The sequence below is a fragment of the Microbacterium sp. DT81.1 genome, assembly GCF_049844955.1.
In the GTDB taxonomy this organism is placed as follows: Bacteria; Actinomycetota; Actinomycetes; order Actinomycetales; family Microbacteriaceae; genus Microbacterium.
On record NZ_JBNCMA010000007.1, the window covers coordinates 128,983 to 142,465 of the forward strand.

At 67.8% G+C, this 13,483-nt stretch carries 15 protein-coding genes; 11 read left to right on the forward strand and 4 right to left on the reverse strand.

The genetic code is table 11. From position 1 onward, the window contains the following. Nucleotides 1-22 precede the first annotated feature (22 nt). Nucleotides 23-1,036, reverse strand: coding sequence for a LacI family DNA-binding transcriptional regulator (locus ACLQ2Q_RS18330; RefSeq protein ID WP_425822545.1), 1,014 nt, complete (start codon nt 1,034-1,036; stop codon nt 23-25). 164 nt (nt 1,037-1,200) lie between these two features. Between ACLQ2Q_RS18330 and ACLQ2Q_RS18335 the strand changes: the two genes are divergently transcribed. From ACLQ2Q_RS18335 to ACLQ2Q_RS18360, 6 genes are all read left to right on the forward strand, one after another. Then, nucleotides 1,201-2,511 carry an ABC transporter substrate-binding protein gene (locus tag ACLQ2Q_RS18335; RefSeq protein ID WP_425822547.1) on the forward strand — a complete coding sequence of 437 codons (1,311 nt, stop codon included), beginning with the start codon at nt 1,201-1,203 and terminating at the stop codon, nt 2,509-2,511. Continuing rightward, nucleotides 2,504-3,496, forward strand: a complete 993-nt coding sequence (locus ACLQ2Q_RS18340) for a carbohydrate ABC transporter permease (RefSeq protein WP_425822549.1) — start codon at nt 2,504-2,506, stop codon at nt 3,494-3,496. The genes ACLQ2Q_RS18335 and ACLQ2Q_RS18340 overlap by 8 nt, the downstream gene beginning before the upstream one ends. Beyond that, the gene (locus ACLQ2Q_RS18345) at nt 3,493-4,353 is read left to right on the forward strand and encodes a carbohydrate ABC transporter permease (RefSeq protein WP_425822551.1); all 861 of its coding nucleotides are present in this window, start codon (nt 3,493-3,495) and stop codon (nt 4,351-4,353) included. Before ACLQ2Q_RS18340 ends, ACLQ2Q_RS18345 begins: the two co-directional genes overlap by 4 nt. Further along, nucleotides 4,350-5,330, forward strand: a complete 981-nt coding sequence (locus ACLQ2Q_RS18350; protein ID WP_425822553.1) for a glycoside hydrolase family 43 protein — start codon at nt 4,350-4,352, stop codon at nt 5,328-5,330. The genes ACLQ2Q_RS18345 and ACLQ2Q_RS18350 overlap by 4 nt, the downstream gene beginning before the upstream one ends. A 271-nt stretch (nt 5,331-5,601) precedes the next feature. Further along, nucleotides 5,602-5,880, forward strand: coding sequence for a hypothetical protein (locus tag ACLQ2Q_RS18355; RefSeq protein WP_425822555.1), 279 nt, complete (start codon nt 5,602-5,604; stop codon nt 5,878-5,880). Between the two features lie 80 nt (nt 5,881-5,960). Then, the gene (locus ACLQ2Q_RS18360) at nt 5,961-6,263 is read left to right on the forward strand and encodes a hypothetical protein (protein WP_425822557.1); all 303 of its coding nucleotides are present in this window, start codon (nt 5,961-5,963) and stop codon (nt 6,261-6,263) included. A gap of 101 nt (nt 6,264-6,364) precedes the next feature. Here the strand turns inward: ACLQ2Q_RS18360 and ACLQ2Q_RS18365 are convergent, their stop codons facing one another. The 3 genes from ACLQ2Q_RS18365 to ACLQ2Q_RS18375 form a co-directional block, all read right to left on the reverse strand. Beyond that, nucleotides 6,365-6,805 (reverse strand): nuclear transport factor 2 family protein, encoded by a 441-nt coding sequence (locus ACLQ2Q_RS18365; RefSeq protein ID WP_425822559.1) that lies wholly within the window; start codon nt 6,803-6,805, stop codon nt 6,365-6,367. A 71-nt stretch (nt 6,806-6,876) separates the two neighbouring features. Then, on the reverse strand, nt 6,877-8,625 hold the full coding sequence (locus ACLQ2Q_RS18370) for an FAD-dependent oxidoreductase (protein WP_425822561.1): 1,749 nt from the start codon (nt 8,623-8,625) through the stop codon (nt 6,877-6,879). 111 nt (nt 8,626-8,736) lie between these two features. Beyond that, on the reverse strand, nt 8,737-9,321 hold the full coding sequence (locus ACLQ2Q_RS18375) for a helix-turn-helix domain-containing protein (protein WP_425822563.1): 585 nt from the start codon (nt 9,319-9,321) through the stop codon (nt 8,737-8,739). 101 nt (nt 9,322-9,422) lie between these two features. On the opposite strand from ACLQ2Q_RS18375, the gene speB reads away from it, so the two are divergent. From speB to arfB, 5 genes are all read left to right on the forward strand, one after another. Then, nucleotides 9,423-10,382 carry an agmatinase gene (gene speB / locus ACLQ2Q_RS18380; RefSeq protein WP_425822565.1) on the forward strand — a complete coding sequence of 320 codons (960 nt, stop codon included), beginning with the start codon at nt 9,423-9,425 and terminating at the stop codon, nt 10,380-10,382. 67 nt (nt 10,383-10,449) lie between these two features. Continuing rightward, a complete protein-coding gene (locus ACLQ2Q_RS18385) occupies nt 10,450-10,845 on the forward strand; it encodes a YybH family protein (RefSeq protein ID WP_425822567.1) in 396 nt (131 codons plus the stop codon). Between the two features lie 27 nt (nt 10,846-10,872). Next, nucleotides 10,873-12,273: a purine-cytosine permease family protein gene (locus tag ACLQ2Q_RS18390; RefSeq protein ID WP_425822569.1), complete on the forward strand. Its 1,401-nt coding sequence runs from the start codon at nt 10,873-10,875 to the stop codon at nt 12,271-12,273. Between the two features lie 7 nt (nt 12,274-12,280). Then, complete coding sequence (locus ACLQ2Q_RS18395) at nt 12,281-12,916, forward strand: cyclase family protein (RefSeq protein WP_425822884.1); 636 nt, start codon at nt 12,281-12,283, stop codon at nt 12,914-12,916. 17 nt (nt 12,917-12,933) lie between these two features. After that, nucleotides 12,934-13,371, forward strand: coding sequence for an alternative ribosome rescue aminoacyl-tRNA hydrolase ArfB (gene arfB, locus ACLQ2Q_RS18400; protein WP_425822571.1), 438 nt, complete (start codon nt 12,934-12,936; stop codon nt 13,369-13,371). Nucleotides 13,372-13,483: the final 112 nt, after the last annotated feature.

Sequence of the window (13,483 nt, forward strand, 5' to 3'; positions counted from 1 at the left end):
TAAAACATCCATCGAAAAGAATTCAGGGGTGGATCGGAGCGCTCTCGCGCAAGACGAGCCGGTGATCGATCAGTTCGTGCCGGCCGACGCCTTCGAAACCCTCGATGCGCTCCACCAGCATCTGCGTCGCGCGGTGCGCCAGTGCCGACGTGTCCGGAGCGATCGAGGTGATGCTGGGGTAGGTCACCCGGCTCATCATGATGTTGTCCCAGCCGGTGAGAGCGACCTCTTGCGGCACCCGGATGCCGCGTTCCTGCAGCGCGCGCAGTGCACCGATCGCCGCCAGATCGTCACGGCAGACCAGGCCGTCGAAGCGGATCCCGGCGTCCCACGCGCTGCCCACCCCCACGACCGCGCCCATGGGCGTGACCGTCTCGCGGGGCAGGAGCAGCCGCGGATCGGGCCGGATCCCCTCGTCCTCCAGCGCCTGCTGGTAGCCCATGATGCGCTGGCTGGAGGCCGCCGACAGCTTGCCGGACTCGTGACCGGTGAAGGCCACGCGACGTCGGCCCATCCTGATCAGGTGGCGGGTGACGTCCCGCGCCGCGGTGAAGTTGTCGACCATGATGCGATCGAGCGTCAGGGGCGCGGCCGCCTCGCCCAGGATGACGATCGGCAGCACGCTGCGGCGCCGCGAGATCTCGAGGGACGACACGACAGCCGGCTGGAACAGCATCCCATCGACCAGGCCGGACTCCGAGTTCTCCAGCACCGCCCGTTCCCCTTCGAGCGTGCCGTCGGTCTCATCCAGCAGCACGCGGTAGCCGAGCTTGCTCGCCGAGGCGGACACCAGACGGGACAGCTCGGCGAAGTACGGGATGCCCACGTTCGAGAACGACAGCGCGATGAGCCCTGTGCGGCCGGTTGCGAGGCGACGGCCCATGAGGTTCGGCCGGTAGTCCAGCTCGTCGATCGCGCGCTGCACCCGCTCCCGGGTGGAGGGGCTCACGTGCTTGTAGCCGCGCACCACGTTGGACACCGTCTTCATGGAGACGCCCGCCAGATCGGCGACATCCTGAAGGCGCACTCCGTTCATGCGGCCCCCTCGTTTCCTTGAGCCGGTGCAGGCTCCGAGTGACTTCAGAGTACACACCTTGACAGCCATATTCCAGCGCTGTAAATTCTCGATCAGCGGTCGGGTGTCCTGTTCCGGCCGCTTCTCATCCGGCTCGTCCGGACAACTCAAAGGAGAGCAATCGCATGAAGAAGCCATGGGCTCGCCGCGCGATCGGTGCGGGAATCGTACTGGCAATCGGCGTCGCTGTGACGGGGTGCGGAGGATCGGGCGGCGCGAACAGCGGCGCTGTCGCCGGTGACGGCGAATACGACGGTCCGGCGGTCGACATCACGTTCTGGCACGGGTGGACGGGCGGTGCCGCTCCGGTCATCGTTCCCAAGCTCATCGAGGAGTTCAACTCGGAGCACGAGAACATCACGGTGAAGGGCGTCCCGCAGGAGTGGGGCGACATCGCCGCCAAGATGCCTCTGGCCATCAAGGCCGGGAAGGGGCCCGACGTCGCGGTGCTGCACGGCGACGACCTCGCCACCTATGCGGCGCAGAACCTGCTGCAGAACGCCGACGGCATCGTCGAGGGTCTCGGCTACACCGCCGACGACTTCCCCCCTGAGGTGTACGACAAGGGCAACTACGACGACGTCCAGTACGCGGTGCCGTGGAGCGTGACCCCGCTCGGCCTCTACGTCAACAAGACCGTGCTGGCGGAGGCGGGCATCACCGAGATCCCGACGGATCAGGAGTCCTACCTGGCTGCGCTCGAGGCGCTCAAGGGCGTCGGCGTGCAGGGCGAATGGGTGGACGGCTACGTGTTCACCGGAACATTCGAATTCCAGAGCCTGATCTGGCAGTACGGCGGCCAGCTCTACAACGACGACGTCACCGAGGCGACCTTCAACTCGGAGGCCGGCGTGCAGGCCCTCACCTGGATGACCGACCTCGTGAAGAACGGCTACAGCCCCGCCAACGTCGCGCAGGACGGCAACATCAAGGCCCTGATCGCCGGCGACACCGCGTTCAACTGGAACGGCGTCTGGCAGACCACCAACACGGCGTTCGAGGACCTCGACTGGGCGGCCGCTCCGGTCCCGCAGATCGGCACCGAACAGGCCGTGTGGTCGAGCTCGACCCACTGGGTGTTCCCGGCCAACAAGGGCCAGAACGCAGACAAGACGGCGGCGGCAGCCGTGTTCGTCAAGTGGATGAACGACAACTCGCTCGGCTGGGCTGAGACGGGTGAACTCCCCGCGGACAACGCGGTGCGGGAGGACCCCGCCCTGCTCGAGCAGTGGCCCAACCTCGCGCCGTTCATGGACGAGCTCGAGTACGCCCGCTACGAGACGGTGTCACCCGGCATCGGTGAGGCCAACGCGCAGATCACCCTCGCGCTCAACGAGGCGCTGAGCGGCAAGAAGACGCCGCAAGAGGCGCTGGATGACGCCGCGGACAAGGCGAACCAGATCCTCGAGTCGAACCAGGCGAAGTACGGTGGCTGACACCACCACCGCAACGGTCGTCGCTCCCCCGCGCCCACGCGCGGGGGGGCGCGGCCCGCGGCGCGAAGCGTCGCCCCGCTCCTCGACTCGCAGCGGCCGTAAGACCCTGATCGCCTACCTCTTCCTCGCGCCCTTCCTCATCCTGTTCCTGACGTTCGTCGTCGGCCCGGCGATCTTCGGGCTCTGGATGAGCTTCACGAACTACAGCCCGTTCCGCGATGGACAGGATTTCGTCGGGCTGCAGAACTACATCAACCTCTTCACGCCCGGCAACAACCTCGCCGACGACTTCTGGAAGTCGATGGGGGCCACCGCGCTCTTCGTGCTCATCAGCGTTCCCTTCCTGGTCGTCGTGCCCCTGCTCATCGCGATGCTGCTCAACCAGAACATCCGCGCGGCAACGACCTTCCGCACGACCTTCTTCGCGCCGTACGTCCTCGGCGTCGCCGTGATCGGCGTGATCTGGGGGTACATCCTGGACACGCAGTCGGGCATCCTGAACTACCTCATGGGGCTCGTCGGATTGCCGTCCAACATCCCCTGGACGGTCGATGTCCCGTGGGTCTGGGTGACGCTCGTCGGTGTCACCGTGTGGTGGACCATGGGCCTGAACACGATCATCTTCCTGGCCGGGCTGAAGGGCATCAACGCCGACCTCTACGAAGCCGCCTCCATCGACGGAGCGGGTCCGACCCGCAAGTTCTGGAACGTCACCATTCCCGGGCTGCGGCCGGTGATGATCTTCATCAGCACCACGACGATCCTCGCCTCGGCGAACATGTTCGGCCAGTCCTACCTGCTCACCAAGGGCGGGCCGGGAACCGACACTCGCACGGTGATCATGTACATCGCCGACCAGGGCTTGTCGCAGAACAACATGGCACCCGCCGCGGCGATGAGCTACATCCTGTTCGCTGCCCTCTCCATCGTCAGCATCATCAATTTCCGGCTGCAGCGTGAGCGGGTCGAGAAGGGCGTGAAATGACCGCCGTCGCAGTTCCGCAACGCAAGATGCCCCCGCGAAAGGTAGCGGGTCGGGTCCTGCTCTACGCCGCGCTGATCGTGCTCGCGCTGATCATCATCCTCCCGCTGTTCTGGATGCTGGTGACCTCGTTCAAGACCGACTCGGATGCGATCCGGCAGCCGTACTCGTTCCCGGATCCGATCTCCCTCGAGGCGTACCAGACGCTGCTCACGTCCGGCCAGCAGCCGATCTTCCGGTGGCTCTTGAACAGCTTCCTGGCGGCCACGCTGCAGACGATCCTCATCCTGGTCACCGCGTCGATGGGGGCGTACGCGCTCGCTCGGCTCGACTTCCCGGGAAAGAAGATCGTGTTCGGTGCGATCATCGCCACGCTGCTGGTTCCGCCGGTGGTGTTCCTCATCCCGAACTACCTGATCGTGCAGAACCTCGGATGGCTCGACACGCTCTGGGCGATCACGGTCCCCGGCGCGGCCGGCGCCTTCGGCATCTTCTTCCTGCGGCAGTTCTTCATCGGCCTCCCCCCGGAGATCGAAGAGGCGGCGAGGATCGACGGCGCGGGCGACATCCGGATCTTCCTGCAGGTCGTGCTGCCGCTGGCGCGGCCGGCGCTCGCGACGCTCGCGGTGCTCTCGTTCCTCGGCAACTGGAACGACTTCCTGTGGCCGGTCTACGTGCTGCTCAGCCCGGAGAACCTGACGCTGCAGCCGGGCCTCGCCCAGCTGCAGGGCGCGTACTCGACGCACTTCGCAATCGTGATGGCCGGAGCGGTGATCGCCTCGGTGCCGGTGCTGATCATCTTCGGACTCGCGCAGAGGCAGATCGTCGAATCGGTCGCGGGATCGGCAGTAAAGGGGTGAGCCATCGGATCTCGAAGGCGGCGGCGTTCGGTGTCGCGGCCGGGTTCCTCACTGCTGCGCTCGGGGCATGCGCCCCGTCCGCACCGGAGGCCGAGCCCGCTCCGACGACCGCCGCCTTCGCGATCGATCAGGACTTCCCTGACCCGGACGTCCTCGAAGTGGACGGCGAGTACATCGCCTTCGCGACCAACTCGCCCGCGGTGAACGTCCAGATGGCGACGTCCGACGATGTCGAAGAGTGGGATGTCTCGACGGACGATGCGCTTCCGGACCTGCCAGCGTGGGCAAGCGAGGGGCGCACGTGGGCTCCGGAGGTGTCCGCGATCACGGGCGGCGGCTACGCGATGTACTTCACAGCCGCCCATACCGAGTCCAACAAGCAGTGCATCGGAGTCGCAATCTCAGAGGTCGCCGGGGGACCATATCTTCCGGTGGAAGGCGATCCCTTCGTCTGCCCGCTCGAGGAGGGCGGCGCCATCGACGCCTCCGTCTTCACAGAAGACGACGGAACGCAATACCTGCTGTGGAAGACCGACGGGAACTGCTGCGGGATGGACACCTGGATCGAGGTGGCGCCCCTGACCGCAGACGGCACGGCGCTCGCGGGGCCGCCCACTCAGCTGTTCCAGCAGACCGAGCTCTGGGAGGGCAACCTCGTCGAAGCTCCCGTCCTCATCAAGCACGAGTCGAAGTACTACGTCTTCTACTCCGCAAACGACTACGGATCATGGAGCTACGCCATCGGCGTGGCATCCGCTCCCTCGATCACTGGCCCCTACACGAAGGAGCCGGACCCGTTCCTGTCGTCGGAGATGACGGAGGGCCGCTACATCGGACCGGGGGGTCAGGACATCGTCGCGACGCCCGAGGGTGATGTCATCGTGTTCCACAGCTGGGACGAGCTGATGATCTACCGCGGCATGCACGAACTCCCGCTCGAGTGGGACGGCGACGTGCCGTCCGTCCAGCTCCCCTGACCGTCGACCACGAAGCGATGCTCCCGCATTCGCCTCGATCGCCGAGCCTGTCGAGGCGTCGTCCCACTGCGGCGACCCTTCGACAGGCTCAGGGACCGGGTGATTCTGTGCGGCGATCCTTCGACAGGCTCAGGGACCGGGTGATTCTGTGCGGCGTCCTTCGACAGGCTCAGGGACCGGGTGATTCTGTGCGGCGTCCTTCGACAGGCTCAGGGACCGGGTGGCTGTCAAGGGGTTTCAGCCCACGGCTTCGAGTCATAGCGTCATCGACATGACCCCAGAGGAATCGACCCCCAGGCTCGGCACCGGCGACCCGGGGGAGCAGCCACCGGCGCCCCTGTCCGAGAGCGATCAGGTGCGCAAGGACATGTCGTACAGTCCGTCGAGCGAGGAGGAGACCCGGCGCAAGCAGGACGATCCGCTTCCCGAGGGCATCGACGACGACATCGACCCCGATCAGATCCGTGCGGTCCCCGGCACCGGCGGTCCGGACGACGTCGGTGACATCGAGGTGGATCCCGCTGATCTGAACATGCCCTGGCGGTCCTGAAGAAGGTCTGCTCCGCCGGGCATCGTGGCCTTCCGGCCGCCGGGTGTATCTGAACGGCGCCCCCCGGCCTCTAGAAGGTCATGAACAGCAAACTCAAGCTCGCCCTCTCCGTTGTCGGCTACATCCTCGGCGCGGCCGCAGGAGTCGCCGGCATCGTGGCCGGCATCATGCAGTCCGAGGCCGGCTTCATCGTCATCGGCGTCGCCTTCCTCGCCGCGGTCGTCGTGGCCTTCATCGCCGGTGCCACCGCCACTCCGAAGGGGGGCCTGCCCCCGAAGATCGAGTTCGGGGGCAAGTTCACGCCGCCGGACTGGGCGTGGTACATCGCAGCCGGGATCATCGTGGTCGGCCTCATCGTCGGCGGAATCCTGCTCGCCATCTGAGTGCGGGGTGGTGCGCGCTGCTCCGCCGCTCTGAGTTCCGCTTCCTCCAGAAAGCGGTGTGATCTGCATCGCGGGGGAGGGGTGCACGGGTCCGGAGCCCGCTAACGCCTGCGGCGGTTGCGCAGCCGGTAGATCCGGTGTCCGATGGCGAGGCCGAAGCCGGTGCTGCCATGCGGACCGTACGGCTCGTAGGCGCGCATCCGCGTGATCCTGGTCCCGTCGGTGTCGATCACGAACACCTGCGGAAAGTCGAGGTGCTTGTCGCCCACGTTGAGCACGTGGTGGGTGGAGAGCTCGACCGTCACGGACAGCCCATCGTCGGAGGAGAACCAGCGGTCGATGTCGAAGCCCATGCTCTTCATGCCGCCGAAGGCCCATGTGAGTCCTTCGCGCACCTCGGCGATGCCCTTCATGTCCGGGTAAGGGTAGTGCGGATCGTAGAGCCGGATGTCGTCCGACATGCCGGCGACCGCGGCATCCACGTCCTTGGCGGACACGCCGGCGAACATCGCTTCGACCAGTGTGCGGACATCGTTCGCCATGCGGCTCTCCTCTGCTGGCCGGTCCGGCGCCGGGCGACTCCGAGCATAGGGCGTCTATCGCGACGGGGGCGTCAACCGCCGGCGTGCGCGCCCAAGTGCGCGTGCACCGACGAGATGACGACCGATCCCTCGCCGACCGCCGATGCCACCCGCTTGACGGAGCCGCGGCGGACGTCGCCGACGGCGAAGAAGCCGGGGACGGATGTCTCGTGCTGCGCGGGTCCTCTGTCGCCTCCGAGCCACGCCCGGCGACCGCCCTCCTGCAGCACCTCCGGACCGGTGATGACGGAGCCCCACTGGTCGCGCAGCACCTCGGGCGCGAGCCACTCGGTGTGCGGACGGGCGCCGATCGTGATGAAGACGGCTTGCGCGGAGACCTCGGTGCGCTCTCCGGACTCGGTGCGCTCGAGCACGACGTAGTCGAGGTGATCCGCCTCGTGCGCGCCCGCGTCGACGACGCGGGCACCGGTGATCAGCCCGACGCCCGCAGCCTCCAGCTGTTCGATCAGGTAGCTCGACATGCTCGCCGCCAGCGAGGGGCCGCGCACCACCAGCGAGACCGAGCGGGCGTACCGGGCGAGGTGCAGGCCGGCCTGCCCGGCCGAGTTGCCCCCGCCCACCACGAGCACGTCGCGTCCGGCCTGCGCCCGGGCCTCGACGGATGAGGCACCGTAGAAGACGGATGCCCCGACGAAGGGCTGCAGCCCGGGGGCCGCCAACCGCCGGTAGCTGACGCCCGTCGCGAGCACGACGGCCCGCGCCCGCACCGTCTCGCCGCCCGCCACCTCGAGCTCGAACCGCCCGTCGGCGAGGCGCATGCCCGTGACGCGGCGCGTGTGCGCGAAACGTGCGCCGAACACCCACGCCTGCTGATAGGCGCGCTGCGCGAGCTCCGATCCAGAGACGCCGCGCGAGAATCCGAGGTAGTTGCGGATCAGGGAACTGGAACCTGCCTGTCCGCCGATCGACTCGCCCTCCAGCACCAGGGTGTCCAGCCCCTCCGACGCCGCGTAGACGGCGGCCGCGAGACCGCCCGGTCCCGCACCGACCACGGCGACGTCGACCGTGCGGTCGGGCAGCGCGGTCTCCAGCCCGTACGCCCGAGCCAGCTCCGAGTCATCCGGGTCGACCAGCATCCGCCCATCGGCCGTTCGCACGATCGGCACGCCCTCGTAGTCCAGACCCGACTCCGTCAGGAGCGACATCGCGTCCGGCGAATCCGCGGCGACGTGCTCGGCCGGCACGCCGGCACGGGCGAGGAGGGTTCGGAGCCCATGGGTACGGGGCTGTGCGTCGTCGCCGATCACGAGGAACCCGCGATGCCTCTTGCCGACCGACGCCTCCCACTCCCGAAGGAAGTCCGTGACCGCCCGATGAAAGGATTCGTCCGGCGAGTGCAGTGGGCGCACCACGTAGTAGTCGATCTGCACGTGCGACATGAGTTGGAGCACCGAGTCGGCGGTCGTCCGGTCGGCCCATGAACCCCACTCGATCACCAGACCGCGCCGCACGTCGGGAAAGGCCCGCTTGGCGGCCGCGAACACGTTCTCGTGCCCGTCCACCGGGGATGCGTCGTCGGACAGCACGAGCGCCAGGTCGCCGCCGGATGCGCGCAGTTGGTCGATCAGCGCCACTCCGCTCGTGGGGTTCTCGGCGTCGATGATCCGGTAGTCCAGCGCGTAGCGACGACGCAGGGGGTCAAGAAGCGACGCACGCGACTTCGGGTCTGCAGAGACGACCAGGATGCCGGGGGGCTGGCGCCCCGAGTCGGGGGCATCCATGCCATCGGCTTCTTCGCGACCGGGCGACCCTGCACTCACGCCGCGAGTGTATCGTCGGCACGCGCTGCGGGCCAGAGGCGGCGGGCCCGAGGCGGCGGCGGGTGCAGGCCGCGCCATATCCGGAGCGCGCCGCAGGCTCGGTGCGCCGGCTCAGGCCGAGCCACTCCAAGGGGCGGGAACCAGCACCCACAGCACCACGGCCGGTCGGCCGCCCACGACATGCCATGTGTGCGGTTCGCGGCCGGGGAATGTGATCGCGTCGCCGGCGGTGACCACGACACTGCGGTCGGCGAAGCGCAGGGCGACGGTTCCGGACACGACGTGGAGCACTTCCACCTCGCAGTTGATCGTGTAGAGGTCGGAGCCCCCGTGCGCATCCGGCTCGAGCTCGGACCGAAGCAGCTGCACGCGATGCTCTCCGCGGGGAGACATCAACCGCTCCTCGGCGTGCACACCGCCCAGGTTGATCCTCGGAGCATCCGCGAAAGCCACGTGCTGCACGTCCGGCTCGGTGAAGAGCGCTCCGACCGGGAGCGAGAGCACCTGGCACAGCTGCACCAGGGTCGCGACACTCGGCGACGTCTCATCGCGCTCGACGCGACTCAGGAATCCCTTACTCAGCCCGGTGGTCTCGGCGACGTGGGCGAGCGTCATGCCCTGCGCGGTCCGGGCCGACCGCAGCTTCGCACCGATCGGCGTGGCCACCTCATCCGCCGCAGGATGGATCGCACGCACGGCTTCCTCCTCCCGGGGTGACATCGAGTGCTTGACGACCGGCTGTCGCGGGCGTACCGTATGCGCAGTAGTTGTCTATACAGTATCGAAAGTTGTCAAATATGCAACCCTCCAGAAAGGGTGCGTCGACCCCTCGGGGGCCGGTGGACGCGAGCGTCGTGCCCCGCTTCGCCGGCATCGCGACCTTCGCCCGGCTCCCACGCCTGGACGAGGTGGAGCACGCGGATGTCGCGGTGGTCGGCATCCCCTTCGACAGCGGAGTGAGCTTCCGACCGGGTGCTCGCTTCGGACCCGCCCACGTCCGCGAGGCGTCGCGACTGCTCCGGCCGTACAATCCCGCCCAGGACGTGTTTCCGTTCGGAGCGCAGCAGGTGGCGGATGCCGGCGATCTCGTCGCCAACCCCTTCGACATCGCCGCTGCGGTCGCTGAGATCGAAGCGGGTGCGAGAAGCCTGCGCGAGCACGCCGATCGGCTCATCGCCATCGGGGGCGACCACACCGTCGCGTTCCCCCTCCTGCGGGCGGTCTCCGCGACGCACGGACCGGTCGCCGTCCTGCACTTCGATGCCCACCTCGACACGTGGGACACCTATTTCGGTGCGCCGATCACCCATGGAACGCCGTTCCGGCGGGCCTCCGAGGAGGGTCTTCTCGACCTGACGGCGAGCATGCACGTCGGCATCCGGGGCCCTCTCTACGCGAAGAGCGACCTCGAGGACGACTCGCGACTCGGCTTCGCCATCATCACGAGCGAGTTCGTCGAGGAGCAGGGGGTGGGAGCCGCCGTCGACCGCATCCGGGCGCGGGTGGGGGATGCGCCGCTCTACATCTCGATCGACGTCGACGTGCTCGACCCCGCCCATGCGCCGGGCACCGGCACACCGGAGGCAGGTGGGTTGACGAGTCGTGAACTGCTGCGGATGATCCGCGCGCTCGCCGACCTCCGGATCGTCGGTGCCGATGTGGTGGAGGTTGCTCCTGCGTACGATCATGCGCAGCTCACCGCCGTCGCTGCAAGCCACATCGTCTACGAGCTCCTGAGCGCCATGGCACCGCGCTGATCCGATGGCTGACCAGCCCCGATGGCTGACTCGACCCGTTAGCTGACTCGACCCGATGGAGGAAGCAATGAACCCGACAACTCCGACCGAGCAGGACGTGCTCGCAGCGGCATCCGCGATCGTCGACGCATTCGCCGCCACCGACGGAGAGCGCTATTTCTCTCTCTTCGCGCCCGATGCGACCTTCGTCTTCCACACCGAGCCGGAACGGCTCGAGAACCGCGCCGAATACGAACGACTGTGGGGAGAGTGGGTGCAGAGCGGTTGGAGCGTGACGTCCTGCGTGTCGAGCGGCCGCCTCGTGCAGCTCTTCGCCGGCGGTGCCGTCTTCACCCATTCCGTCAGCACGTCCGTCCAGACGCCCGACGGACCCGAGTCCTATGCCGAGCGCGAGACGATCGTGTTCCGCTCGGAGGCCGACGCGCTTCTCGCGATCCACGAACACCTCTCACCCCAGCCCTGATCCGACTCTCACCCGAGGAGCCCGACGATGTCGCTCTATTCCCGCCTTGAACGCCGCCTGGAAGACCAATCGGATGACGCCGGTCCGGTCCGCGGAACCTACTCCCTGGGTCGGATCCTCATGATCTGGCTGGCGGCGAACCTGGTCGTGACCACCCTGCTCACCGGCACGCTGTTCGTACCTGATCTGCCCTTCGGGCTCGTCCTCGGTCTGATCATCGCGGGCACGATCGTCGGAGCCGCTGTGCTGGTGACGATCGGTGCCATCGGCACGCGCACCGGACTGCCGACCATGGCGCTGACGCGAGGCCCCTTCGGGACGCGCGGCAGCCTGCTTCCTGTAGCGGCGAACGTGCTGATTCTCATGGGATGGAGCTGGGTGCAGGCGATGCTCGCCGGCATCGCTCTCAACTACATCGTGGAGTCCATGACCGGATTCTCGAGCCCTGTGGTCTTCGCGGTGCTGTGCCAGACCATCGTCGTGATCCTCGCGATCTTCGGCCACGCCGGTGTGGCACGGGTGGAACCGTGGTTCGCGGCCGTCATCCTCGCCATCGCCGCCTACATCTTCGTCGTCGTCTTCCGAACGTACGCGCCGTCGGAGTTCGCGACGATCGTCCCGCCGGCTGAGCCGTTCTACTCTGCCGGACTCGCGTTCGACGTCGTCGTCGCGACGGCCATCTCGTGGACGGTGCTCTCCGCCGATTTCAATCGCTTCGCCGCATCCACCCGGGCAGGGGTCATCGGCTCCGGGGTCGGCTACACGCTGTCCACGGTGATCTCGATGTCGCTCGGCGCGACGGCCATCGGCTACGTGGTGCTCCGTGGCGGCGAGGCTCTCGCGTTCGATCCGGTGACGATCATCGAGCCGTTCGGCGCCCTCTTCGCCGTCGCGATCTTCCTCTCGGTCATGGCGACCAACACCATGGTGGTCTACGGCATGGTCACGAGCGTCGTGAACGCCCTCCCCGGGCGGCGGGTGAAGTTCCTCCCGACCGCAATCGTCCTCGGAGTCATCTCCATCATCGGCGCGACGTTCTTCGGGCTGCTCGCGCAGTTCACGACGTTCCTCGTCACGATCGGCGCGCTCTTCGCGCCCATCTTCGCGATCATGATCGTCGACTACTACATCGTCGCGCGCCGCAGCTACCACCCCGACATCCTGAACACCCGCGGCGGTCGCTACTGGTTCACTTCGGGGATCAACTGGCTCGCCGTGGTCGCCTGGGCGATCGGCGCGGCATCCGCCTACATCTGGGCGTACGTGTGGCCACTGCCGTTCGGGGCGACCATTCCCGCCTTCCTCCTCACCTTCGTCGTCTACCTCGCCGTCTCGTGGCCACGACGGGCAAAGACGCCGTTCGAGCCGAGCAGGCATCTCACCGATGCGGCGGCCGCGCATCCGGACGCCGCGGCCTCGCCACGGTGACGTGTCGATGCTTCGCGACCTGAGCCACCCGATCACGGATGGGATGCCGGTGTATCCCGGCGATCCGGCCGTGCACATCCGCGCCGCGCTCGACCTCGAACGGGACGGCGTGGCCGTCACCGAGGTGCGCTTCGGGTCGCATACCGGGACGCACATCGACGCGCCATCGCACACCGTCGCCGGCGGGCGCACCATGTCCGACGTTCCCATCGACGAACTCGTGGGCGATGCGCTGCTGATCCGGATACCGGAGCTCCGCGAGCGCCGGATCTACGGGTGGGATCAGCTCAACGCGCGAGCGGCGATCCCCGCGCGCCTGCCGCCCATCGTTCTCATCGACACCGGCTGGGCCCAATGGTTCGACCACCCTCGGGCCACCGATCATCCGGCGTTGGACGTCTCGGCGGCACGCGAGCTCTTGGCGCGCGGGATGCGCATCCTGGCCGTCGACACCCTGAGCCCGGATCTGACCGATGAAGCCCTCACCGACTTTCCGGTGCACGAGGTCGTGCTCGGCGGCGGCGGGCTGATCGTCGAGAACCTGTGCGAGCTCGGAGAGCTTCCCTCGACCCTGCGGATCGGGTTCTTCCCGCTTCGCCTTGGTGGCGACGGCGCACCGGTGCGCGCCGTCGCGTTCCTCTGAGCGTCGATGATGTATCCATGCCCGCCGCCCACCGCCCCGGTCTCCGGGTCAATGCCGGAATCACGATTCCGGAGTCCGAACTGTCATGGCGGTTCTCACGGTCTTCAGGACCGGGCGGGCAAGGTGTGAACACCGCCGACTCCCGTGCGGAACTGGTCTGGGATGCCGCCGGCTCCGCTGTGCTCTCGCCGCTCCAGCGCGAGCGACTCCTCGAGCGTCTCAGTGGTCGCCTCGTCGATGGAGTGCTCACGATCGCGGCATCCGAGCACCGGGCGCAATTGCGCAACCGGGATGCCGCGCGCGCCCGGCTCGCCGCCATCGTGGCCGAGGCCCTGCGGCCACCATCGCCGTCGCGGCGACCGACGACCCCCGGCCGAGGCGCCAAGGAGCGGCGCCTGAAGGCGAAGAAGCAGCGCACCGACGTCAAGCGGCTGCGCCGGCCACCGCACGACTGACCCCCACGCACACCCGCCTCGGAGCCGGCGCGTGCGCGGCCGGCGGTATTGCACCGCGGGGGTCCCGCGAGGAGAATGACGCCGGACGTCGCGGGCGGACGCAGGTCTCTGG

Coding starts and splice junctions, on each gene's coding strand:
- ACLQ2Q_RS18330 (WP_425822545.1), bottom strand. CDS start 1,036: ATGAACGGAGTGCGCCTTCAGGATGTCGCCGATCTGGCGGGCGTCTCC.
- ACLQ2Q_RS18335 (WP_425822547.1), top strand. CDS start 1,201: ATGAAGAAGCCATGGGCTCGCCGCGCGATCGGTGCGGGAATCGTACTG.
- ACLQ2Q_RS18345 (WP_425822551.1), top strand. CDS start 3,493: ATGACCGCCGTCGCAGTTCCGCAACGCAAGATGCCCCCGCGAAAGGTA.
- ACLQ2Q_RS18355 (WP_425822555.1), top strand. CDS start 5,602: ATGACCCCAGAGGAATCGACCCCCAGGCTCGGCACCGGCGACCCGGGG.
- ACLQ2Q_RS18360 (WP_425822557.1), top strand. CDS start 5,961: ATGAACAGCAAACTCAAGCTCGCCCTCTCCGTTGTCGGCTACATCCTC.
- ACLQ2Q_RS18365 (WP_425822559.1), bottom strand. CDS start 6,805: ATGGCGAACGATGTCCGCACACTGGTCGAAGCGATGTTCGCCGGCGTG.
- speB (WP_425822565.1), top strand. CDS start 9,423: ATGCAACCCTCCAGAAAGGGTGCGTCGACCCCTCGGGGGCCGGTGGAC.
- ACLQ2Q_RS18385 (WP_425822567.1), top strand. CDS start 10,450: ATGAACCCGACAACTCCGACCGAGCAGGACGTGCTCGCAGCGGCATCC.
- ACLQ2Q_RS18390 (WP_425822569.1), top strand. CDS start 10,873: ATGTCGCTCTATTCCCGCCTTGAACGCCGCCTGGAAGACCAATCGGAT.
- ACLQ2Q_RS18395 (WP_425822884.1), top strand. CDS start 12,281: ATGCTTCGCGACCTGAGCCACCCGATCACGGATGGGATGCCGGTGTAT.
- arfB (WP_425822571.1), top strand. CDS start 12,934: ATGCCCGCCGCCCACCGCCCCGGTCTCCGGGTCAATGCCGGAATCACG.